The sequence below is a fragment of the Halopelagius inordinatus genome (genome assembly GCF_900113245.1).
In the GTDB taxonomy this organism is placed as follows: domain Archaea; phylum Halobacteriota; class Halobacteria; order Halobacteriales; family Haloferacaceae; genus Halopelagius; species Halopelagius inordinatus.
Map to the genome: position 1 here is coordinate 995515 of NZ_FOOQ01000001.1, position 22175 is coordinate 1017689.

The 22175-nt window shown below is 65.7% G+C and carries 24 protein-coding genes; 18 read left to right on the plus strand and 6 right to left on the minus strand.

Annotated elements, in window-relative coordinates; translation table 11 throughout:
* The first annotated feature begins 110 nt into the window (after positions 1-110).
* The 4 genes from BM167_RS05185 to BM167_RS05200 all read left to right on the plus strand — a co-directional run bounded on the left by BM167_RS05185 (position 111) and on the right by BM167_RS05200 (position 2541).
* Positions 111-626: a macro domain-containing protein gene (locus BM167_RS05185; protein ID WP_092889713.1), complete on the plus strand. Its 516-nt coding sequence runs from the start codon at positions 111-113 to the stop codon at positions 624-626.
* Between the two features lie 267 nt (positions 627-893).
* On the plus strand, positions 894-1649 hold the full coding sequence (locus BM167_RS05190; RefSeq protein WP_092889716.1) for a potassium channel family protein: 756 nt from the start codon (positions 894-896) through the stop codon (positions 1647-1649).
* A 224-nt stretch (positions 1650-1873) separates the two neighbouring features.
* Positions 1874-2248, plus strand: coding sequence for a helix-turn-helix domain-containing protein (locus tag BM167_RS05195; RefSeq protein WP_092889719.1), 375 nt, complete (start codon positions 1874-1876; stop codon positions 2246-2248).
* Entirely contained in the window at positions 2248-2541 is a 294-nt protein-coding gene (locus tag BM167_RS05200) for a DUF7521 family protein (RefSeq protein WP_092889722.1), read from the plus strand. The genes BM167_RS05195 and BM167_RS05200 overlap by 1 nt, the downstream gene beginning before the upstream one ends.
* A gap of 138 nt (positions 2542-2679) precedes the next feature.
* Here the strand turns inward: BM167_RS05200 and BM167_RS05205 are convergent, their stop codons facing one another.
* Both BM167_RS05205 and BM167_RS05210 read right to left on the minus strand, forming a co-directional pair.
* Entirely contained in the window at positions 2680-3246 is a 567-nt protein-coding gene (locus BM167_RS05205) for a DoxX family protein (protein ID WP_092889725.1), read from the minus strand.
* A gap of 135 nt (positions 3247-3381) precedes the next feature.
* Positions 3382-5295, minus strand: a complete 1914-nt coding sequence (locus BM167_RS05210) for a DEAD/DEAH box helicase (RefSeq protein WP_092889730.1) — start codon at positions 5293-5295, stop codon at positions 3382-3384.
* Positions 5296-5452: 157 nt separating this feature from the next.
* On the opposite strand from BM167_RS05210, the gene BM167_RS05215 reads away from it, so the two are divergent.
* From BM167_RS05215 to BM167_RS05225, 3 genes are read left to right on the plus strand one after another with little or no spacing between them, the layout of a single operon-like run.
* The gene (locus tag BM167_RS05215) at positions 5453-6889 is read left to right on the plus strand and encodes a COG1361 family protein (RefSeq protein WP_092889733.1); all 1437 of its coding nucleotides are present in this window, start codon (positions 5453-5455) and stop codon (positions 6887-6889) included.
* A gap of 4 nt (positions 6890-6893) precedes the next feature.
* The gene (locus tag BM167_RS05220) at positions 6894-7583 is read left to right on the plus strand and encodes an ABC transporter ATP-binding protein (protein WP_092889736.1); all 690 of its coding nucleotides are present in this window, start codon (positions 6894-6896) and stop codon (positions 7581-7583) included.
* The gene (locus BM167_RS05225) at positions 7580-8728 is read left to right on the plus strand and encodes an ABC transporter permease (RefSeq protein ID WP_092889739.1); all 1149 of its coding nucleotides are present in this window, start codon (positions 7580-7582) and stop codon (positions 8726-8728) included. The genes BM167_RS05220 and BM167_RS05225 overlap by 4 nt, the downstream gene beginning before the upstream one ends.
* Positions 8729-8760: 32 nt before the next feature.
* Here BM167_RS05225 and BM167_RS05230 read toward each other — a convergent pair whose 3' ends face one another.
* From BM167_RS05230 to BM167_RS05245, 4 genes are all read right to left on the minus strand, one after another.
* Entirely contained in the window at positions 8761-9819 is a 1059-nt protein-coding gene (locus BM167_RS05230) for a zinc-dependent alcohol dehydrogenase family protein (RefSeq protein WP_092889742.1), read from the minus strand.
* Between the two features lie 84 nt (positions 9820-9903).
* Positions 9904-11055 (minus strand): pyridoxal phosphate-dependent aminotransferase, encoded by a 1152-nt coding sequence (locus BM167_RS05235; RefSeq protein WP_092889745.1) that lies wholly within the window; start codon positions 11053-11055, stop codon positions 9904-9906.
* Positions 11052-11456, minus strand: coding sequence for a 6,7-dimethyl-8-ribityllumazine synthase (gene ribH, locus BM167_RS05240; protein WP_092889748.1), 405 nt, complete (start codon positions 11454-11456; stop codon positions 11052-11054). Before ribH ends, BM167_RS05235 begins: the two co-directional genes overlap by 4 nt.
* Positions 11457-11627: 171 nt before the next feature.
* Positions 11628-12695: a 2,3-butanediol dehydrogenase gene (locus tag BM167_RS05245; protein ID WP_092889751.1), complete on the minus strand. Its 1068-nt coding sequence runs from the start codon at positions 12693-12695 to the stop codon at positions 11628-11630.
* Positions 12696-12845: 150 nt separating this feature from the next.
* Here BM167_RS05245 and BM167_RS05250 point away from each other — a divergent pair, with 150 nt between their 5' ends.
* The 11 genes from BM167_RS05250 to nuoK all read left to right on the plus strand — a co-directional run bounded on the left by BM167_RS05250 (position 12846) and on the right by nuoK (position 22174).
* On the plus strand, positions 12846-14765 hold the full coding sequence (locus BM167_RS05250; RefSeq protein WP_092889754.1) for a flippase activity-associated protein Agl23: 1920 nt from the start codon (positions 12846-12848) through the stop codon (positions 14763-14765).
* A gap of 91 nt (positions 14766-14856) precedes the next feature.
* The gene (locus BM167_RS05255; RefSeq protein ID WP_092889757.1) at positions 14857-16008 is read left to right on the plus strand and encodes a 5-(carboxyamino)imidazole ribonucleotide synthase; all 1152 of its coding nucleotides are present in this window, start codon (positions 14857-14859) and stop codon (positions 16006-16008) included.
* A gap of 15 nt (positions 16009-16023) precedes the next feature.
* A complete protein-coding gene (gene purE / locus BM167_RS05260; protein WP_092889760.1) occupies positions 16024-16659 on the plus strand; it encodes a 5-(carboxyamino)imidazole ribonucleotide mutase in 636 nt (211 codons plus the stop codon).
* A gap of 141 nt (positions 16660-16800) precedes the next feature.
* Positions 16801-17214 (plus strand): NADH-quinone oxidoreductase subunit A, encoded by a 414-nt coding sequence (locus BM167_RS05265; protein ID WP_092889763.1) that lies wholly within the window; start codon positions 16801-16803, stop codon positions 17212-17214.
* Positions 17211-17915 carry an NADH-quinone oxidoreductase subunit B gene (locus BM167_RS05270; RefSeq protein WP_092889766.1) on the plus strand — a complete coding sequence of 235 codons (705 nt, stop codon included), beginning with the start codon at positions 17211-17213 and terminating at the stop codon, positions 17913-17915. The genes BM167_RS05265 and BM167_RS05270 overlap by 4 nt, the downstream gene beginning before the upstream one ends.
* Positions 17912-19579, plus strand: coding sequence for an NADH-quinone oxidoreductase subunit D (locus BM167_RS05275; protein WP_092889769.1), 1668 nt, complete (start codon positions 17912-17914; stop codon positions 19577-19579). The genes BM167_RS05270 and BM167_RS05275 overlap by 4 nt, the downstream gene beginning before the upstream one ends.
* Positions 19579-20676, plus strand: a complete 1098-nt coding sequence (locus BM167_RS05280) for a complex I subunit 1/NuoH family protein (protein WP_092889772.1) — start codon at positions 19579-19581, stop codon at positions 20674-20676. The genes BM167_RS05275 and BM167_RS05280 overlap by 1 nt, the downstream gene beginning before the upstream one ends.
* The gene (locus BM167_RS05285; RefSeq protein ID WP_092889775.1) at positions 20673-21134 is read left to right on the plus strand and encodes a NuoI/complex I 23 kDa subunit family protein; all 462 of its coding nucleotides are present in this window, start codon (positions 20673-20675) and stop codon (positions 21132-21134) included. Before BM167_RS05280 ends, BM167_RS05285 begins: the two co-directional genes overlap by 4 nt.
* Before the next feature lie 112 nt (positions 21135-21246).
* Entirely contained in the window at positions 21247-21507 is a 261-nt protein-coding gene (locus BM167_RS05290; RefSeq protein ID WP_092889778.1) for an NADH-quinone oxidoreductase subunit J, read from the plus strand.
* Positions 21504-21872, plus strand: a complete 369-nt coding sequence (locus tag BM167_RS05295; RefSeq protein ID WP_092889781.1) for a proton-conducting membrane transporter — start codon at positions 21504-21506, stop codon at positions 21870-21872. Before BM167_RS05290 ends, BM167_RS05295 begins: the two co-directional genes overlap by 4 nt.
* Positions 21872-22174, plus strand: a complete 303-nt coding sequence (gene nuoK / locus BM167_RS05300; RefSeq protein WP_092889784.1) for an NADH-quinone oxidoreductase subunit NuoK — start codon at positions 21872-21874, stop codon at positions 22172-22174. The genes BM167_RS05295 and nuoK overlap by 1 nt, the downstream gene beginning before the upstream one ends.
* Position 22175 lies beyond the last annotated feature (1 nt).

Sequence of the window (22175 nt, forward strand, 5' to 3'; positions counted from 1 at the left end):
AGGTGGCCGGGCGTGCGACGGCAAGAACCGTTCGGTCGGTCGGACCGTCCCGACGGCATCGGACCTCGAACTACACCGACATTTTTCGTCCGTCGGTTCGTACACCCGCTATGGATTTCACCGTCGTCCACGGAGACATCACCCAGCAGTCGGCGGACGCGCTAGTCAACGCCGCGGGGACGAGCCTTCGGATGGGGTCGGGCGTCGCGGGCGCTCTCCGCCGGGAGGGCGGCGAGGCGTTGAACGACGCGGCGGTTCGGAACGGTCCCGTGGAACTCGGGGAGGTAGCCGTCACGAAACCGTACGAGTTGGACGCCGAACACGTCATCCACGCCGCCGCGATGCCGCACTACGGCGACGGCGAAGCGACCGAAGAGAGCATCCGCGACGCCACCCGAAACAGCCTCGAACGCGCCGACGAACTCGGCTGTTCGTCGCTCGCGCTCCCGGCACTCGGATGCGGCGTCGCCGGTTTTCCGCTCGAAGAGGGCGCGCGCGTCATCGCCCGAGAGATAGCCGACTACGAACCGTCGTCGCTGTCGGACGTGCGGTTCGTCGCCTACCGCGACGACGAGTACGAGACGATTCGGCGCGTCGCGGCGGAGGTTCGCGAGAGCGCGGAGTGAACGCCCCGCTCCGTAACGTCGAACAAAAATAGACGTAGTTTCCGTAATAGTACCTTATATCGTGACGATATGCTAGTTGGAAAGAGTAATACGACTCATACGTCTTCGAGGTGGCGTGAGAGCGTTCGAAACCAAAGATCCTTTTCGGGCACCGCCCGCGACGACTTCCACTCGTCTCCCGAACGGGTCGCGAGAGGCGTCCGTCGCCGACCGGCGGGTGACCCGTTCGGAGGAACTGGGTTGTGAGACTCGCGTCGGGGCGGGGAGATGACCGCCTCGAACGGACGCGTCGGAGCGGTCACCCGGCGTCCGTTACTGCGTCGTCTGCTCCGACCGGTCGTGGCGTTCGCGGCCGTCGTCGCCGCGGGCGTCGCCGGATTCAGCACTCTCGGCGGCGTCGGCGTCGTAGACGCGTTGTTTTGGCTCCTCGACCCCACCAGTATCGAACTCCACTTTCGGGCCCACGACGGACCGGCGACGCTCGTGAAATCGTACGCCATCGTGGTTCTCTCCGGACTCGTCGTGACCGGACTGTGGACCGGCGAGACGGTGTTCTCGGCGGCGTTCGGCGGGCGGATTCGAGAGGAACTCGGATATATGCACGTAGAACAACGAATCGACGAGTTGGACGGGCACGTGATCATCTGCGGCTACGGAACCTTCGGGAAGACAATCGCCAACCGCCTCCGCGCGAGGGGCAGGGACGTGGTAATCGTCGAACGACAGGAGTCGCAGTACCAGCGAGCACTCGACGACGGGACACTCGCACTCACCGGCGACGCGCGTCGGGAGAACACCCTCTCGGACGCGGGCGTCGGGCGGGCGGCCACCGTCGTCGGGGCCATAGACGACACGAGCGCGAACGTCCAAATCGCCGTCACGGCGAGTCAACTCGCGCCCACGGTCGAAATCGTCGTCCGCGCGGGCGACGAGATGGACGAAGCCCTCGCCCGGCGAGTCGGTGCGGACGAAGTCGTCGTCCCCGAAGTGGTGAGCGGAGAACGGGTGTGCGAGGGGCTCTGAACCCGGCCGTCAGGTCCGCGCGCGTCTCCGCGGCCGATACCGACGAGATGGTCCGTCGGATATCCGGGGGCGACGACGGCTCTCTCCGGCAGAACCCCCCATAATCCGGCGGGTCGAGAACTACGTTTCGTCGTCAGAGAGAGCCGAGAAACGGAGCCAACGCGGCGTCGCGACGGGATCGATATCCCCGACCGTTAATATCCTCGGCTGACGACGCCCACTTAATGGCACGCGAGCAGTCCGCGGCCGAACCGACCGAACTCGGTTCCATCCTCGATGCGTTGGACGACGCGGACGCCAGAGACATCATCAGAACGCTGGACGAACCCATGACGGCGAGCGAGATATCCGACACCTGCGAGATCCCCCTCTCGACTACGTATCGTAAGTTAGACCTCCTCACCGACGCCGACCTGCTGCTCGAAGGGACGGAGATTCGGTCGGACGGCCACCACGCCACCACGTACGAGGTGGCGTTCGAGGAGGTCAAAATACTGCTCACGGAGGAGCGACGCCTCTCGGTCGACATCGCGCGGACCGAGCGTTCCCCGGACAAAAACCTCGCGGATATCTGGACCGCCGTCAGAAAGGAGACATAATGCCACACACCACCGCATCCCCCACCGTTACGACCGCCCTCATCATCGTCAAGACGGGTATCCTCGTCCTCGGAGGGCTCATCACCTACTTCAGCTACAAGGCGTACCGCAGTACGAACTCACCGGCGCTCCGAGCGTTGACCGTCGGGTTCAGCATCGTCACGTTCGGCGCGTTGCTCGCCGGCGTCTTCGACACGTTCCTCGACATCCCGCTGGCGTTGGGCGTCCTCATCGACGCCACCCTGACGTTCATCGGGTTCGCGGTCATCACCTACTCGCTGTACGTCGAGTGAGGAATCGACGGAAATCGACCGTACGCGGCGCGCCGAACGTCGCCGTCGCGCGGGAAGTGGTCGGGAAAATCGGAGCAGTTCGTTTTCGTTGGTCGAGTACCGCAAAAGAGAGGTTACCCACCACTCTCGGCGGCCGTCTCAGCCGAGGACGTAGTCGAGAGCGGGGTACTTCTCGATCAGGGTCTGTCCGCCGACGTCGTAGTTCTCGACGAGGGTGTCGAGGCCGAGGATGCGGCCCGCGCCGAACGCCGCGACGGCGAGGAAGACGAGCATGTACGCGAAGTCCCCGTTGATGACGCCGTGGGTGATGTCCCAGTTTCCGAGGTAGAACATGAACATCATGAACGCACCCCAGAACGCCGCGAGGCGGGTCATGAGGCCCACGATCAGTCCGAGGCCGATGAACAGTTCACCCCACGGGACGGCGACGTTCAGGAAGCCGACGAACCAGGGAGTGTTGCCCATCGCGACGAACAGGTCCGCGGCGGGGCTTCCGTTGGCCGCGGTGGCGCCGACGAGGTAGCCCTGCGCGTTGAACGGGTTGATGATCTTCTCTACGCCCGCCCAGGTGAACGCGACACCCATCATGAGGCGGAGGGCGAGGACGAACCACGCGCTGAGCGAGTGGGCGCGTCCGCGAACCGTCACGCCGCCGAGGGTGCTCTCGAAGGTGTTGCTGAGTTGAGTGGTGGTTGAAGTTGCCATAATATTGTCCCTCTTACAACTGTACTGACGCTCGGTATTAGCTTATAAACAGACGGTGATTCTCACGGCGTTAGAAACGCTACCGTCCGGTTTATCTCGGCATTATCTCTCAGGACGAGCGTCGAGCAGGGGCGTTCAGAGTCGCGACCGAACGTCGCGGAACACGGTCAGGTCGGCGTCCACGACGCTCGCGACGGCGTCCGCGGCCCCGAGAAGCCACTCGGCGCGTTCGACGCGCGATTCTACGTCGCCCGGCCCGATGCGGTAGTTCTCGACGATGGCCTCGACGGACTCGCCGTCGACCCACTCGCGGAGGATGCGCGCGAGTTTGACCGCGCTCAACCACTGCTCGAAGTCGTCCGTCCCGTTCATGTCCGTGGTGAACTCCGCGGCGTGGCGGGTGGCAAAGCGGTACATCGCCGCGCGCTCTCTGTTGCCGAGGTACGTCCCGTACATGTCCGGCGTGTCGCAGACGATTTCGAGCGCCGTCAGAGCCGTCACGTGGTCGTCGGCCATCTGCTCTGCGGCGCGGATGCCCGCGACGAGGCGCGCACCCGTCTCCGGGCGGACGTACTGGCGGGACACCTGTTCGCCGAGCGTCGTCGCCGCGAGCGCGTCTCCTTCGACGCTCAGCATCGCCATCTCGGCGAGTTCGGTCGCCACCCCGTCGACGACTCCCGAGAGGTCCACGTCGGGCGACTGGTGGGCGAAAAAGGAGGCGTCCAGCAGGTCCAACACGCCGGATTTCGAGTCGGCGAAGCCCGACGCGACGACGGAGAGAACGTGCGTGCGAAGCGCGTCGGGGGCGGCGAGTTTCGACTCCACCGCCTCCGGTCCCGCCTCGACGTACCGGTCCCACAGTTCCGCTTCGGACCGGTCGTTTCCGACGAGAACCGCCTCGCCGTACGGGTCGAGGTGGGGACGCCCCGCCCGCCCGCACATCTGGTGGACTTCGAGGACGGGGAGCCACGCCATCTCCTCGCCGGTGTAGCGCTTTTGGTCGCGAACGACGACGCGCCGCGCGGGGACGTTGACGCCCGCCGCCAGCGTCGGCGTCGCGCAGATGACCTTCAGTTTCCGGTCGCGGAACGCCGACTCGACGAGTGCGCGGTGACCCGTCCGGAGTCCGGCGTGGTGGAACGCCACGCCGTTTTCGACGCACTCTGCGAGTCTCTCGCCCGTCTCCGTTCCGTCCAACTCGGCGACGGCGTCGGCCGTCTCCGGGCGGGAGACGAGTTCCTCCCGCGCGAGGCGTTCGGCGAGCGATTCGGCCTCGCGGCGCGACCGGACGAACGCGAGGCTCTGCCCACCGTTCTCGACGGCGTCGGCGACGAGTGCGGCGGTGGCCTCCGTGTCCTCGTCGTCGTTCGGCCCGGCGTCTTCGGGCGGACAGTCGAGCGTCGAGCCGTCGTCGAACTCGACGGAACCGTCGGCGTAGACGCCGGTCCGAAGCGAGACGGGCCGCCACGTCGTCTCGACGAGTTCGGCGTCCAACCACGCCGCGATGTCTTCCGGGTTGGCCACCGTCGCGGAGAGCGCGACTATCTGGACGCCGGGCGCGCGCCGTTGCAGGGTGGCGAGAGTCACTTCGAGCGTCGGCCCGCGCCCGTCGGACCCGAGGAGGTGCACCTCGTCGACGACGACGCAGGCCAACTTCGACACCCACGACGCGCCGTTTCGGATGGCCGAGTCCACCTTCTCGGAGGTGGCGACGACGACGTCGTTTTCGCCCAGGTCCTCGGCCGGCGAATCGAAGTCGCCCGTCGAGATGCCGACGCTGACGCCGGGCAGTTCGTCGAACGTCTCGTACTTCTCGCGGGCGAGTGCGCGCAGGGGGACGATGTACAACGCGGGGCCGTCGGCGGTGAGCATCGCCAGTTCGGCGATGAACGTCTTCCCCGAGGCGGTGGGAATGGCGGCGACGAGACGGGCACCCTCGGTGACGCCCGCCTCCACCGCGGCGGCCTGCGGAGGGTAGAGTTTCTCGATGCCGTTCGACTCGTAGTGGGCCCGTATTCGGTCCGGCAGGGGGAGGTCCCGGACGTGCATCGTCCGTGTCTGGTCCCGCGGTGGCATAAAAACTCGCGCGTACGCACGCACCGAGAACCGAAGACGGGGCGACGGCTCGCCGGAGCGAGGGCGCTACAGTCTATGGATTACGACGGTACTCTTTTCACCCATCCTGTGGAAGTTTGAGTGAGATTACATGAAGCGAGCCCTCCTTTTGACGGCAGTCGTCCTCGCCTCGGCGGTGGCGGGCGTCGGACTGGCGGACGGTGCTCCGGCGAACGCCTTCGTCACGAACGTCACGGTGTCGCCCGACCAACCGGCTCCCGGCGAGCGGTTCACTATCTCGACGACGGTCCGAAACAGCGACCAAAACGGGACGTCGTTCGAGATTACCGACGTCTACGTCCGTCCCCGCGGCGGAACGAACGACGTCGCCCGCGTCGAGAACCTCGGCACCCTCCCGGCGGGGTCGGAGATGACCGTTCCGCTGACGGCGTCGTTCGACGACCCCGGGACGCGCGAACTCCGCGTGTTCGTGGTCGCTCGGAGCGACGGCGAGTTCGTCCGCCTCCAGTACCCCGTCGTCGTCACCGTCAGAGAGGGCGGACCGCAGGTCGGCATCGACGCCGGAGACGGCGTCGTCGGAGCGACGAAGACGGTCGAAGTGACCGCCGCCAACGGCGAGGACGCGCCGGTTCGAAACCTCAGGCTGTCGCTGAACGGCACCGACGCCGCCGTCGAGAACACGACGCGCGTCCTCCCGACGCTCGCGAGCGGCGAGTCGCGCACGTTCAACTTCTCGGTCACGCCCTCGGCCGAGCGGTCACGACTCGAAGCGCGCCTCCAGTACACGACGCAGGGCGGAAACACGCGCTCCGTTTCCGAGACGCGGACCCTCCGCTCTGACCCCCTCCGCGACGACGTCCGGGTCGACGCGAGCGTCGTCGGGTCCGGGTCGTCCCCGCCCATCGCCGTCGACGTGTCGAACGTCGGCAACGCCCGCGCGGAGGACGCCGTCGTCGAGGGTGTCCGAAACGGGACTGTCCTCTTCAGACGCCCCCTCGGGACCGTCGGTGCGGGGTCGTCCACGACGACGCAGTTCAACGTCTCGAACGTCTCCGGCGGCCCCCTCGACGTGCGCGTCAGATACGAGACGGGCGGGCGAGAGAGCGAGACGACGACGAGGCTCGACTACGCCTCGAACCCAGGCGCGGTCGAACTCACGGGCATCGACTACGAGATGGAGGACGGCCGACTCCACATCTCCGGCAGCACGAGCAACGTCGGCCTCTCGCAGGTCGATAGCGTCGTCGTCCGCGTCGTCCCCGCGGAGAACGTCACACCCGCGCGGCCCAACCGCGAGTACTTCGTCGGGTCGATACCGCCGAGCGACTTCGTCTCGTTCGACCTCTACGCGGACATCGGCGAGAGCGTGAGTTCGGTTCCGATAGAGGTGACCTATCTCTCGGACGGCCAACGCCGGACGGAACGCACCGAGGTAGACGTGCGCGACCTCCAACCCGCCGGGACGACCGACGAGAGTTCCTCGCTCGGGACGCCGCTTCTCGTCGCCGGTGTCGTCGCGTTGCTCGTCATCGTCGGCCTCGGAACGTACGCGTACAGACGGCGGTGAACCGATGCCGATAATCGAACTCGAAGACGTCTGGAAGCGCTACGAGAGCGGGACCGAAACCGTCGAAGCGCTGAAAGCGGTCGATTTCGCGGCCGAACCCGGCGAGTTCGTCGCCGTGATGGGACCGTCCGGGAGCGGGAAGTCCACGATGCTCAACGTCTTGGGCCTGCTCGACGTGCCCACCGAGGGCGTCGTCAGCCTCGACGGGCGAGACGTGACCGACCTCTCGGACGAGGAGATGACGCGCGAACGGAAGCGCTCTATCGGCTTCATCTTCCAGAACTTCCATCTGATTCCGACGCTTTCGGCCGTCGAGAACGTCGAAGTGCCCACCCTGTTCGGAAACGACCCGACGGCCAGACAGCGGGCGTCGGAGCTGCTCGAACGGGTCGGCCTCGGCGAACGACTCCACCACCGGCCCGACCAGCTCTCGGGCGGCCAAAAGCAACGCGTCGCCGTCGCGCGCGCTCTCATCAACGAACCGCGCATCCTGCTTGCGGACGAACCGACGGGGAACTTAGACCGCGACACCGGGCGCGACGTGCTCGAACTGTTCACCGAACTCAAAGTCGAAGCGGACGTGGCCGTCATCGCCGTCACGCACGACGACCAACTCCGGCAGTACGCCGACCGGGTGGTGAACTTGGTGGACGGACGCCTCACCGAGGAGGCGACGGAGGAGTTCACGACATGAGCCGGATAGACGAACTCTACCGTCGGTTCCCCGCGCTGTTGATGGCTCGGCGCAACCTCTCTCGAAACCGGCTCCGGTCGGGGCTCGCGGCGTTGGGTATCATCATCGGCGTCCTCGCCATCGCTTCGCTCGGCATGTTCGGCACGACGCTTCGCGCGGGGGCGACACAGGAACTCGGCGACATCGGCAACGAGATTTCCATCTCGCCGAACACCCAAGAGGGGTTCGACGAACTCACCGACCGCGACGTGACCGAGATACGCCGCGTCGCCGACGACGACGCGGCGGTGGTCCCTGTCCGACAGCGGAGCAGTACGGTCTCTCGCGGGCGCGAACAGTCGATAGTGACGACGTACGGCATATCGAACCCGGGGTCGCTCTACGCGGCGTCGGACGGGCGCGTCCCCGACCGTCTCAGACAGGGCGCGCTCGTCGGGTCGTCGCTCGCAGAGCGGTTCGACCTCGAAGCCGGGAACAGCATCACCGTCGACGACCGGACGTACCGCGTCACGGCCGTCCTCGAAGAGCAGGGCGGCATCTCGCTTTTGAGCCCGAACAACGCGATTATCGTCCCCGCCGAGGACTTCGAGGGGTCGGGCTACTCGCAGGTCGTCGTCAAGTCGCCGTCGGGGGCCGCCGCGAACCAGACGGCGGTGGCCGTCCGCGAGACGCTGAACGAACGCGAAGAGAAGGTTTCGGTGTTCGAGTTACAGAGCATCACCGAGGGAATCGGCCAGTTCTTCGGCATCCTCAACGCCTTCCTCATCGGTATCGGCTCTATCTCCCTCGTCGTCGCGGGGGTCAGCATCCTCAACGTCATGCTCATGAGCACCGTCGAACGGAGACAGGAAATCGGCGTCCTCCGGGCCGTCGGCGTCCAGAAACTCGACGTGGTCCGCATGATTCTCGCCGAGGCGGCTCTGCTCGGGGGCGTCGGCGGCGTCCTCGGGGCGATTCTCGCCGTCGGGGCCGGACTCGTGTTGAATCAGGTCGTCCTCTCTAACCCCCTGTTGACGTTCGACCCGACGAACCTGCTGTACATCGTCCTCGCGGTGGTGTTCGCCCTCGTGACGAGCGTTCTCAGCGGTCTGTACCCCGCGTGGAAGGCCGCAAACGAGACGCCCGTCGAGGCGTTACGGAAGTGACGCTCTGCGGTCCCGCGCTCCCCCGTTCGCCGTCAGAACTCGACCACGGGGATGCCGGTCGTCCCGAAGTCCGTCATCGAGTCGAGCGTCTCCGGGACCTCTTCGAGAGAGACCCGCTCTGAGACCACCGCCGCCGGGTCGAGTTTCCCGTGTTCTATCATCCGGAAGATTTCGTCGTAGCGGGGGCGCGGCATCCCGACCGCGCCGAGGAAGTCTATCTCGCCGAGAACCATCCTGTCTGTCGGAAGCGGCACCTCGCCGCCCTCGTCGCTCGACGTGAGACCGATCTGGACGTGTTGACCGTGGTTTCGGAGACAGCGCACCGAGTTCCGGCAGGTCTCCGCGATGCCGAGTGCGTCCACGGAGACGTCCGCGCCGCCGTTCGTTATCGCGGCCACCTCGTCGGGAACGTCCGCGACCGCCTCCGCGTTCACGGTCTCGACGGCACCTAGCTCCTCGGCGAACGCCAGTTTCTCGTCGAACAGGTCGACGGCGACGACGTTCGCGCCGAGGGCGTCGGCGACGTGGACCGCTGAGAGTCCGACGCCGCCGCATCCGTGGACCGCGACCCAGTCGCCCGCGGTGACGTCGGCCCGATGGACGAGTCCGTGAAAGGAGGTCATGAACCGACAGCCCATGCCCGCCATCTCTACCTGCGAGACGCCGTCGGGGAGGGGAACGACGTTGAAGTCGGCCCACGGGACGTGAAACTGCTCGGCGAACGCGCCCTTCGATTCGGGGGCGAGTCCGAGCGGAATCCGGTTGTCGCAGGTGTTCGAGTGGGCGTTTCGACAGGAGGGGCAGGTCCCGTCGGCGAGGTTGAACGGGACGGTGACCCGGTCGCCCTCGCGGACGTGTTCGACCTCCTCGCCGACGTCCACGACGACGCCCGCGGGTTCGTGACCGAGAACGTGCCCCTCCGGTAACCCCCGCGACTTCCAGACCGGGTCGCCCTGCCACGCGTGCCAGTCGCTCCGGCAGATGCCGCAGACGTCGGTCTCTACCACCACCCCCGTCGGGTCGGGGCGCGGTTCCGCGACGTCTCTGATTTCGAGCGGTTCTCCGTGGTCGGTGAACACTGCTGCGCGCATCGTACCGCGCTAATCGATGGCACGCGGCATAATTCAGGGGGTCGGAGACGAGAAGAGAGCCGAAAGACCCCCGACGTCGTCGAGTTAGATGTAGCCGTGCGTCGCGAGTCGGTCCACCGCCTCGCGGAGGCGTTCCTCGCTGGCCGCGTAGGAGATGCGGGCGTAGCCGGGCGACCCGAACGCGCTTCCGGGGACGGTGGCGACGTGGGCGTCCTCTATCGCGCCCTCGCACCAGGCTTGGTCGTCCTCGTCGACGGGAATCATCATGTAGAACGCGCCGTCGCCGACGGGCACGTCCACGTCGTGTTCGGCGAAGAGGTCGACGAGCATGTCGCGGCGTTCGCGGAAGGCGTCGCGCATCTCGGTGACGGCGTCGTCGGTGTCGGTGATGGCCTCGATACCCGCGCGCTGGACGAAGTTGACCGCACAGGAGACCGAGTGCGAGTGGAGTTTCGCGGCTTGGGAGACGAGTTCCTCGGGCGCACAGAGGTAGCCGAGACGCCATCCGGTCATCGAGTACGCCTTCGAGAAGCCGTTTATCGTTATCGTGCGGTCTCCCATCCCGTCGAGCGACGCGAGACTCGTCTGTTCGACGCCGTACGTTATCTGCTCGTATATCTCGTCGGAGATGACTTTGATGTCGTGTTCGACGGCGAGGTCACGGACGCCTTCGAGTGCCTCGTCCGAGTAGACCGCACCCGTCGGGTTCGACGGGGAGTTGACGACGAGCAGTTCGGTGTCGTCGGAGACGGCCTCGCTCAGGTCGTCTAAGGCGGGTTCGAGTTGGAAGTCGTAGGGCGCGAGGTCCACGCGGTTCAGAGAGCCTCCCGAGAGCTTGACCATCGCCTCGTAGGACACCCACGCGGGGTCCAAGAGAGCGACTTCGTCGCCGTCGTCGATGAGCGACTGGAACGTCTCGAAGAGGGCCTGCTTGCCGCCCGGCGTGACGATGACGTTGTCCGACGTGCAGTCGATGCCGTCGCCGCGGAGTTTCTCGGCGATGGCCTCGCGGAGTTCGGGGACGCCGTTCGAGGAGGTGTAGCCGGTGTGTCCGGACGCCATCGCGTCCTGACCGGCCTCGACGACGTTCTGCGGGGTGGGGAAGTCGGGTTCGCCGACCGAGAGGTCGACGACGTCGATACCGTCGGCTTCCAGTTCGCTCGCGAGGTTGCTTATCGCGAGCGTCGCGCTCGGTTCGACACGTTCTACGCGGTCGGCGAAGTCGAAGTCGCTCATGCTAACACCTCCACCATATCGACCGCGGCGTTTACCGCTTCCGCACCTTTCCCGACGCGTTCTCTGGCTTCGGCGCCGCTCTGTCCGGGGCCGGAGACGCCGAACGTGACGGGTACGTCGCGGTCTACGCTGACGTCCGTGAGTCCCTGCGCCGCCGCGTCGGCGATGACCCTATCGTGGTCCGTGTCGCCGGTGACGATAGCGCCGACGACGGCGACGGCTTCGACGTCCTGTCTCCGGGCGAGTCTGTCCGCGGCCAACGGCGAGTCGTACGCGCCGGGAACGTAGAGCACGTCCACGACGTCGGCGTCTCGTTCCGCGGCCGCGTCCCGCGCGGCCTGTTCCATCTGTTCGGTGACCGAGGAGTTGAACTGGGCCACCACCAGTCCGAGTGCGACCATACGCGTTCGGTTCCCTCCGGCGATAAAAGAACTACCGAAGCGGGTAGAAAGCGTCGCCGAGCGAAGCGAGGCAACAGAAAACGAGCGGGGAACGTAGTGGCCCGCGAGCAGAACGCGCGGCCGAGCGTAAAGGGGCCGGAGACGCGCCTCCGGGACGGGGCAGTCGCGCGGCTACGGTTTGACGAGTATCTTCACTTGGTCGCTCTCGTCGTCTAACAGCGACCGGAACCCAGAGTCGATGTCGTCGAGACCGATTCGGTCCGTGACGAGGGGTTCGACCGACATCTCCCCGCGCGAGAGCATCTCGATGACCGCGCCGAAGTCCTCGTCGGAGCGCGGACCGCTCTGGTAGGCGAGCGTTCCCGTGACGGTTCGCTCGCTCATCACCACGTCGTTCGGGTTCACCGGCACCGCCCCCTCCCAGATGCTCACGATGGTGCAGTTTCCCTGCACCGAGAGCGACTGCAACGCGGCCGAGAGCGTCGCTTCGAGGCCCGCAACCTCGAAAGAGCAGTCCGCCATCGCGCCGTCAGTTTCGTCGGCCACGGCGTCGATGAAGTCGCGTTCCATCGGGTTCACGAGAACGTCCGCCCCGCAGTCGGCGGCGCGCGCCCGCCGCGACTGCCGCGGTTCGGAGACGAGAATCTTCCCCGCCCCCGCCGCGCGGGCCGCTTGGATGACCGAGAGTCCGATGGGACCGCTCCCGACGACGGTGACGGTGTCGCCCGCGCGGAGGCCGGACCGCCGAACCGCGTGGAGACCGACCGCCAGCGGTTCGACTACCGCGCCCTCTTCGAGCGAGATGTCGCCGAGTCGAACGGCCTGATTTTCGTCTACGACGACGCGCTCCGAGAATCCGCCGCCGCCGCCCGAGAGGCCGACGAACCCGCCGTTGACGCAGAGGTGGTAGCGGCCGCGTTCGCACTGCCGACAGTCGCCGCACCATATCGTCGGGTTGACCGCCACCTCGTCGCCGACTGCGACCGATTCGACCTCCGGGCCAACCTCCGCGACGGTTCCGCTGAACTCGTGACCCATCGTTATCGGCATCCGCTCGCGAGTCACCGGATGGGGTTCGTCGTCCGGCACGAATATCGGACCCGCGGTGTACTCGTGAAGGTCCGTCCCGCAGATTCCGCAGGAGTCCACGTCCAAGAGGACGCCCCGCGGACCGACTTCGTCTTCGTCTATCGATTCGACCCGTACGTCCTGTTGTCCGTGGTACCGTGCCGCTTGCATGGCACGTTAACAATTGTCATGCGGACTAATCAAGATGGCAGTGAGGTTTCCTGAATATCTCGGTTTACGACTACATCGGCGGCTACGAACCGGTCGCAGCGCCCACGAGTAAACACAAGAGTTGTAATCTCGGAGTGGAGATGAAAGTCCATGAGTTCGGACGAGGCGTCGTCTCCGTCCGCACCCGCGTCTTCGTCTGCGACGGTCGAAGAGTCCGCTTCGACCCCGACGGAGGCGAAGGCGGGAGCGGAGCGTCGCCACCGCTACGATCACTCTCGCGTCCTCCTCGGCGTCCTCGCCATCACCGCCGCCGCACTCGCCCTCCGACTCGTCGCTCTCGGCGGCCGCATCATGCACTGGGACGAGGGGCGCGTCGGCTACTGGATACTGCGCTATCACGACAGCGGCTACCACGTCTACCGCCCTATCGTCCACGGCCCGTTTCTCCCCGTCGTCAACGACTGGCTCTTCGCCGTCGTCCCGCCCTCCGATTTCGCCGTCCGACTTCCGGTCGCAGTCGTCGGCGGGTTGCTCCCCCTCGCGGCGTGGCTGTTCCGCGAACGCCTCACTCGGACGGAAGTGGTCGCGCTAGCCGCCGTCCTCGCGTTGAACCCGCTTTTGGTCTACTACTCGCGGTTCATGCGCAACGACGTCCTCGTCGCGGCGTTCTCGCTTTTCGCGCTCGGATTCGCCGTCCGCGGCTTCGACACCGGAAGGCTCCGATACGCCTTCCCGGCGGCCGCCTCGATGGGCCTGGCCTTCACGACCAAGGAGAACGCGCTCATCTACGTGCTCTGTTTCGGCGGCGCGGCGTTCCTCCTTTTGGACCACCGGTTGCTCGCCGCGACGGCCCGCGGGGAGTCCACGCGCGACGTCGTCGGCGGTCGGTGGCCGCGCGCCCTCGCCGCGCGACTCCGCGGGCACGGACGGACCACCCGACGGGGTCTCCTCCGCGTCGGCGGGACGTTCGCCGCCTCGCTACTCGTGTTTCTCGCGGTCGTCTTCTTCTTTTACGCCCCGCGCCCGGACCTCTGGCAGGTGCTCGGCACCCCTTCGACGCTTCCGACCGTCGTCGAGGCCGGAACGGTCGGCGCGGCCGAGAAGTTCACCGACACGTGGGCGTCGGGCGGCCACCAAGACCACGCGTACCTCCCCTTCCTCCACGACTTCTTGGAGACGATGGTGTACGGCGCGCCCGGCGTCATCGCGTTCGCCCTCGTCGGCACCGTCATCGACCGCTACGGCTTCCGCGGCGGCCGGTACCGCGAGTTCGTCGCCTTCGCGACGTACTGGGGGTTCGTCTCCATTCTCGGCTACCCCATCGCCACCGACATCGAAGCGCCGTGGGCCGTCGTCCACGCCGTCGTCCCGTTGGCCGTCCCGGCGGCGGTGGGTCTCGCGTTCGTCTTCGAGTCCGGCCGGGACGCCCTCTCTTCGGACGACGCCGTCGGCGTCGGACTCGCGGCACTCGTCGTCCTCGCGTCTCTCGGCGGGGCCGTCGCCGCCAACGCGACGTACTTCAACAGCGCGTCCGAGGAGGACAAACAGGTCCTCCAGTGGGCGCAACCCGAGAACGACCTGAAGCCGACGATGGAGACGGTCGGTGCCGTCGCGCAGTCGAACGAGGGCACCGACGTGTTGTTCTACGGGACGACGGCTCCCGGAAGCGACGAGGAGATGTTCTACGTCGAAAACGAGTCGTCGCTGCGGACGCCGCCGCCCGGGGGTCCGGCGTGGCACGACAGACTGCCGCTTCCGTGGTATCTCGAACTCCACGGCGCGAACGTCACGAGTAGTTCGCCGTCGCTGTCGCCCGCCGAGGCGTTGGCCGACGCCCCGCCCGTCGTCATCGCGAAAGATTACAGCCGCGACGAAGTCGAACCGGAACTCGACGGCTACGAGGCGTACGAACACGAGTTCCGCCTCTGGAACGACGGCGTCGTGGTGTTCATCGACCGGGAGGCTCTCGACGCCGTGAACGGTCCCGACACGAACGCGGACGCGCCCGAAAGCCTGCGCTCGGCGGACGGGCCGAGCGGAACTCCGGCGAGCGCTTCGGTCGCGGTCTGACGGAGCGACGGCCTCTGCTTGGCCACGAACGTGCATACTCACTCGCTCGTTTCGGCAACGTTTATGCAGTTTTGTCCACAACCGAGCGACTGTGACCGTCACCGTACCCGGTCCGACCCTCGGCGTCGTCGGAGGCGGCCAACTCGGGCGCATGCTCGCGGAGGCCGCGGCCCCACTCGGCGTCGACGTGGTCGTCTTAGACCCCACTCCTGACTGTCCCGCCGCGCCGGTCGCGCGAGAACAGGTCGTCGGCGGTTTCGACGACCCCGAGGCGTTTCGCGAACTCGCCTCGCGGGTCGACGCACTGACGTTCGAGATAGAACTCGCCGATTCGGACCTTCTGGAGGAGGTAGCAGAGGAGTTCGGTCTCACCGTCCATCCCTCGCCGGAGACGCTCCGAACCATCGAAGACAAACTCGTGCAAAAGCGCGCCCTCGAAGACGCGGGGGTCCCCGTTCCGCCGTTCCGCGCCGTGGACGACGAGGCGGACCTTCGAGACGCCGTCTCGGAGTTCGGGAGCGTCATGCTGAAAGCTCGAACCGGGGGCTACGACGGGCGCGGGAACGTCCCCGTCCGCGACGAGTCGGAGGCGGCGGACGCTCTGGACGAACTCGACGGCCCCGCGATGGCCGAGGCGTTCGTCGACTTCGAACGGGAACTGTCCGTCATCGCCGTCCAAGGCGACGGCGAGGTGCGGACGCTCCCGCCCGGAGAGAACGTCCACGAAGCCGAGATTCTCCGCGAAACCGTCGTCCCCGCCCGGACCACGGCCGAGGTGCGCGAACGCGCAAACGAGGTGGCGAACGACGTCCTCTCGATGCTCTCGGGTCGCGGCGTCTTCGGCATCGAACTGTTCGAGACGCGAGACGGCGAGATTCTGGTCAACGAGATAGCCCCGCGCCCGCACAACTCCGGCCACTGGAGCATCGAGGGCGCGCGCACCTCGCAGTTCGAACAGCACGTCCGCGCCGTCCTCGGGTGGCCCCTCGGTTCGACCGCCCTCCGGTCACCCACCGTCTCCGCGAACGTCCTCGGCACCGTCGAAGAGACGCGGGCGGCCCGCCTCGGCAACGTCGAGTCGGTTCTCTCCGCCGAGGAGGCGTCGCTTCACTGGTACGGCAAAGACGACGTGCGCCCACTCCGGAAGATGGGGCATCTCACCCTCACCGGAGCGAACGACGCCGACGTGACCGACCTGCTCTCGCGCGCGCGAGACCTGCGAGACGGACTGACCTTCGAGTGAGATTCGACCGAGACCATGACCGAGAACACAGACGCAGACGTGGACGTACAGGACCTCATCGACCGACTCCGCGCGGAGGCAGACGCCGACGCCGACCCGGAGATGACGCCCGACGTGGGTATCATCATGGGGTCGGACTCTGACCTCGACGTGATGTCGGGGGCGCACGACGCCCTCTCGCGTCTGGGCTTTGCAGAACAGACCGACTTCCACGACGCGCCCGACGCGCGCTTTACCTACGAGACGTACGTCGTCTCCGCGCACCGGACGCCCGAACTCATGTACGCCTACGGCGAGACGGCCGCAGAGAGGGGTCTCGACGTGATAGTCGCCGGTGCGGGCGGGAAGTCCGCGGACCTACCGAACATGACCGCGTCGCTGGCGTATCCGCTTCCGGTCGTGGGCGTGCCGGTCCAAGAGAAATCGGTCGACTCCGTCATCGGGATGCCGACGGGCGCGCCCATCGTCGCCGTCGACGCGGGCAAGTCGTTCAACGCGGCGCTCTCTGCGGCGCAGATACTCGCTCGAAGCCACGAGGAGATAGAACGGCGACTCCTCGACTACCACGAAGAGCTGGTTTCCGGCGTCGCAGCGGTGTCTCGCGATATCCACGACTTCGGCGTCGATTCGTTCCGCGCGTCAAGAGAGTAGCCGGCCGGAGAATCTCCCGAGACGCGGTTACTCTTGTTTTTGGGTCATCGGGCGCGTCAGCCCCCCGAAACCGCGAGAGGAACCAAAATCAACGCTTATAGGGGGCGCCTTCTAACCCACGAACGTCAGGGAGACTACCGTATGAGCGAATGGATCGCAATCGGTGCGTTGGGCCTCGTCGGCGTCGGCATCCCGCTTGGGATGATGGCGGTGTCGGCGCTGCTACGTCCGACCGTACCGGAACAAGGGAAGAGCGCCACCTACGAGAGCGGAGAGATACCGACGGGTGCGGCTCGCGTCCAGTTCAATATTCAGTACTACATGGTCGCGTTGCTGTTTCTCGTCTTCGACATCGAAACCGTTCTCCTATTTCCGTGGACCCTCATCTACCGGTCCGCGCTGTCCCAGGGCGCCAGTCTGACGCAGGTGTTGCTGCCGATGCTCGTTTTCATCGGCATCCTCGTCGTCGGCCTGGTCTGGGCGTGGCGTAACGGCGCAGTCGAGTGGGTCAAAAGCCCGCTTGCCAACCGTCGAAAGACAGAGAGACAAACATGAGTAGCGAACACAACCGACCTTTCGTCACGGACGACACCAGAGTACAGACCGAGACGCAGGACGCCCGCCTCACGGGTGCGGACGACCGGTTCAACTCGAAACTTCGCGAGGCGTTCGGCTCGTCGCCGTTCATCCTCACGAAGTTCGACAAGTTCATGAACTGGGTCCGCGGGTCCTCGATGTTCATGCTGCAGTTCGGTATCGCCTGCTGCAGCATCGAAATGATGCACACCTACGCCGTGAAACACGACCTGGACCGATTCGGGTCCGGCGTCCCGCGCGCGTCGCCGCGACAGGCGGACGTCATCATCGTGCCGGGGACCATCGTCTCGAAGTTCGCCCCGCGCATGAAGCGCGTCTACGACCAGATGCCCGAACCGAAGTTCGTCGTCGGCATGGGGTCGTGCACCATCTCGGGCGGTCCGTTCCAAGAGGGGTACAACGTCATCAAGGGCGCAGAGGAGGTCATTCCGGTGGACATCCACGTTCCGGGCTGCCCGCCGCGCCCCGAAGCACTCGTCTACGGCGTCGTCAAACTCCAAGAGCGCATCGCGAAAGGCGAGTCCTCGCCCGTGACGGTCAAGCCGTACGAACTCGAACAGTTCGGCGACCTCTCGCGCGACGAAATCGTCGACAAACTCGCACAGGAGATAGACGAAGACGAACTCGTCATGCGGTACAACTGGGCTGATTCACCATGAGTCTGGAACGGAAGCGAGACGCGGAATCCGTCGAGACGGTCCCGACCACCGGCGACGAAATCGCCGACCTGCTCGGGGACCTCGTCGTCGACCGGGAGGAACACGTCAACGCGCCGGGCTTCGTCATCCGGCCCGACGACGTACAGGAGGTCCTGTTCAAACTCCGCGACGAGGCCGGGTTCGACCACCTCTCTTCTCTCACCGCCGAGGAATACGAGGACCGCTACGAGTCTATCTACCACCTCACGAGCTACGACGACCGGATGCGAGAGGTCAGCGTCGTCGTTCCCGCCTCGAAGGACGACCCGCGGAGCCAGACCGCCTCGCCGGTGTTCGACACCGCGAACTGGCACGAACGAGAGGCGTACGACCTCGTCGGTATCCAGTACGACGGGCATCCCGACATGCGGCGCATCCTCCTGCCCGAGACGTGGCAGGGTCACCCGCTGTCGATGGACTACGACCAAGACCGCCCGCAGATAGTCACGCTCAAAGAACACGCGAACCCCCTCGAAGAGGACCACCGCGGCGAGGACGGCAACACGATGTATCTCAACATCGGGCCGCACCACCCGGCGACCCACGGCGTCCTCCACGTCAAGACGGTTCTGGACGGCGAGCAGATAGCCGACGTCGAACCCGACATCGGCTACCTCCACCGCTGCGAGGAGCAGCTCTGTCAGAACGGGACCTACCGGCACCAGATCATGCCGTACCCCGACCGCTGGGACTACGCGTCGGCCGGACTGCTCAACGAGTGGGCGTACGCGCGCGTCGCGGAGGATATGGCGGACATCGACGTGCCGGAGTACGCGCAGGTCATCCGAACGATGAGCGCGGAACTCTGCCGAATCGCCTCTCACATGCTCGCGGTGGGGACGTTCGCGCTGGACATCTACGGCGACTTCACCGCCATCTTCATGTACGCCATGCGGGACCGCGAGAAGGTGCAGAACATCTTAGAGGACCTCACCGGTCAGCGGATGATGTTCAACTACTTCCGCCTCGGCGGCGTCGTCTGGGACCTTCCGGAACCCCGCGACGAGTTCTTCGAGAACATCCGCGACTTCCTCGACGACCTGCCGACGGCCCTCGAGGAGTACCACGACCTGATCTCCTCGAACGAGATTCTGCAGATGCGCACCGTCGGGACGGGCGTCCTCCCCGAAGAGGTCGCAAAGTCCTACGGCGCGACCGGTCCGGTCGCCCGCGGGTCGGGCGTCGACTACGACCTGCGACGCGACGACCCCTACGGCTACTACGAGGAACTCGACTGGAACGTCGTCACGGAGGACGGCGGCGACAACTACTCGCGCCTCCTCGTGCGCATGCGCGAAGTCGAAGAGTCCGCGAAGATAATCGAGCAGTGCGTCGACCTGCTCGAAGACTGGCCCGAAGAAGAGCGCGACATCCAAGCGAACGTCCCGCGGACGCTCCGCCCGGACGACGACAAGGAGATATACCGGGCCGTCGAGGGCGCGAAGGGCGAACTCGGCATCTACATGCGCTCCGACGGCACGGAAAAGCCCGCTCGGTTCAAGATTCGCAGTCCGTGCTTCTCGAACCTCCAGACGCTACCGGAGATGTCCACCGGCGAGTACATCCCGGACATGGTCGCCAGCCTCGGTAGCCTCGACATCATCCTCGGCGAGGTGGACCGCTGATGTCGGCGACGGTGCTACTCCAGAGCGGAGGCGGAGGTGGAGGCGGCGGGAACGGCCCCGTTCTCCTCCCCGAGACGATAGCGAACGCGCTCGGACTGTCGGGTCTGCTCGGCGACGTCGTCGGCGGACTCATCGGGGCGTTCCTCATCGCGAACATCATGCTCGCGATGACGGCCGTCGCCGGCCCGTGGGCGAAGCGGAAGATAACCGCCGCCTTCACCGACCGCATCGCGGTCGACCGCATCGGTCCGTTCGGCCTCCTCATCATCGTGGCCGACGCCGTCCGATTGCTCTCGAAAGAGCTCATCGTCCCCGAGGGCGTCGACCGCCCGGCGTGGGACATGGCACCGATAATCGTTCCGTTCTCGGCGCTCTTGGGCTTCGCCGTCATCCCGATGGGCAACGGCATCCAACTGGCCGACCCGGAGACGGGGCTGGTGTTCGCCTTCGCGGCGTCCTCTATCGCGTCGCTCGGTCTCGTGATGGGTGGCTACGCGTCGAACAACAAGTACTCGCTTCTCGGCGGTCTCCGCGCCGTCGCACAGAACATCGCGTACGAGATTCCGCTCATCGTCACGGCGGCGTCCGTGGTCATCTTCACCGGCACGCTCCGGACGAGCGAAATCGTCGCCGTCCAGACGGAGCCGCTTTTGACCGTCGCGGGCGTGACGATTCCGCAGTGGTTCGCGTTCGTCAACCCGTTCGCCTTTGCGCTGTTCATGCTCGCGAACCTCGCGGAAATCGGGCGGAACCCGTTCGACATCCCGGAGGCACCGACGGAGATTGTCGCCGGATACCAGACCGAGTACTCCTCGGTCTACTTCGTGCTGTTCTACCTCGGGGAGTTCATCCACATCTTCCTCGGCGGCGCACTCGTCGCCTTGCTGTTCCTCGGCGGTCCCGCGGGACCGGTCCTGCCGGGCATCGTCTGGTTCATCATCAAGATATGGGCGTTCTTCCTGTTCACGCAGTGGGCGCGGTCGGCGATTCCGCGCCTCCGAATCGACCAACTCATGGAAATCGGCTGGAAGGGGATGCTCGTACTCGCCTTCGCTAACCTGGTTCTCACGGCCATCATCGTGGGGGTGCTCGCATGATCGGAATTCTGAAAGGCATGGCAACGACGATGAAGCACGCATTGGACGGACAAACGTTCACGGTCGAGTATCCGGACGTCGCCCCCGAGGTGAGTCCGCGATTCCGCGGCGTGCACAAGTTCAGCCAAGAGCGCTGTATCTGGTGCCGCCAGTGCGAGAACGTCTGTCCGAACGACACGATTCAGATCGTTCAAGACGAACAGCGAAACGGCGAACAGTACAACCTCCACATCGGGCAGTGCATCTACTGCCGCCTGTGCGAGGAGGTCTGTCCCGTCGACGCGATACTGCTCACGCAGAACTTCGAGTTCACAGCCGACACGAAAGACGACTTCGTGTACAACAAAGAGCAGTTGAAGAACGTGCCGTGGTACAAAGACATCGACCCACTCAACTCCCGGAATCCCGACCGCGACGCGTGGATCGGCGAGGGAGAGGGCGAAGTCGACTACCAGTGAGGTGACCGGAGGGTCGCCTCACCGAACGTAGACGTCCGCGGACGAACCGGTTCGGTTCGGCGCTCGGGCGTTCTCGAAATCTACAAAAGGATTCCTCAAGGAGACACAAACAATGGTTTATGAAACCATCGCGTTCGCGCTGTTCGCCCTCGTCACCGTGGGCTGCAGCCTGGGCGTCGTCCTCGTGCGGGACATCTGGCACTCCGCACTCTTGCTCGGGGGCGCGCTCTTGAGCGTCGCGGTGCATTACGTGATGCTGCAGGCCGAGTTCCTCGCAGCCATGCAGATTCTCGTCTACGTGGGCGGGGTCCTCATTCTCATCACGTTCGCCGTGATGCTGACGCGAACCGAAGCGGAGGTGAGTCGTACATGACAACTAAACCCGAACTGAAACTGGGCTCGCATCTGGTGCCCGGTCTGGCCGCTGTTGCACTGTTCGTCGTGATGGCTGCCGTGTTCGTCACGGCCGCGTTCCCCGACCCGCAGGGCTTTGCGGACGGGGCGAACATCACGGCCAGCATCGGCTACGCGATGTTCAACCTCGGATTCGGAGACGTGGCCGGTGAGAGCTTCCTCGTCGCGTTCATCCTCATGGGGATAACGCTCGACGTGGCTCTCGACGGCGCTCTCCACCTCGCGAAACACGAGGGAGACGAGGGACAGACGGAGACGGTTCTCTTGGCCGACGGCGGTCGCAGACTGAAGAACAAGCTGTTCGACGAGGGGGGAGACGACTGATGGTTCCGCCGCAGTACTACCTGCTCTTGTCGGCCGCGCTCTTCTGTATCGGCCTGTTCGGCATCCTGACGCGGCGCAACGCGCTGCTGTTACTGATGTCGGTCGAACTGATGTTGAACGCCGCGAACATCAACCTCGTCGCGTTCTCCTTCGTCTGGGGGAACGTCACGGGACAGACGTTCGCGCTGTTCACGATGGCGCTCGCCGCCGCCGAAGTCGCGATCGGGCTGGGCATCGTCCTCGTCCTCTATCGCAACTTCGACGGCGTCGACGTCACCGACGCGACGACGATGAGGTGGTAAC